This window comes from Pseudoalteromonas sp. SIMBA_162 (assembly GCF_046535955.1).
Taxonomy (GTDB): domain Bacteria; phylum Pseudomonadota; class Gammaproteobacteria; order Enterobacterales; family Alteromonadaceae; genus Pseudoalteromonas; species Pseudoalteromonas marina.
The window spans coordinates 1-243 of record NZ_JAWJBQ010001013.1 but is presented as its reverse complement, the minus strand read 5'-3'; the positions used below and the strand labels follow the sequence as shown (position 1 = coordinate 243).

The following is a 243-nucleotide window of genomic DNA, read 5'->3' as shown; positions in this document are numbered from 1 at the left end:
CTCCAGCGCGGCGTGACCACCGCCTCCACCGGCAATCATGGTCGCGCGCTGGCCTACGCCGCGATGCGCCGTGGCCTCAGGGCGGTCATCTGTCTCTCCGAGCAGGTGCCCGCCAACAAGGTGCGTGCCATCGAGGCGCTGGGTGAGCTGGGCGGTGCCACTGGTGGCAGTGTCGAGGTACGCCGGGTCGGGCGCAGTCAGGACGAGGCCTTCCACGAGGTCAATCGGCTGGTCGAGGAGGAG

The 243-nt window shown here is 70.0% G+C and carries 1 protein-coding gene; it reads left to right on the top strand.

What is annotated here, in order from left to right; all coding sequences use genetic code 11:
* Positions 1-243 (top strand): pyridoxal-phosphate dependent enzyme (locus tag R0J88_RS22775; RefSeq protein ID WP_410901288.1); only part of this gene is annotated, 243 nt, incomplete at both ends.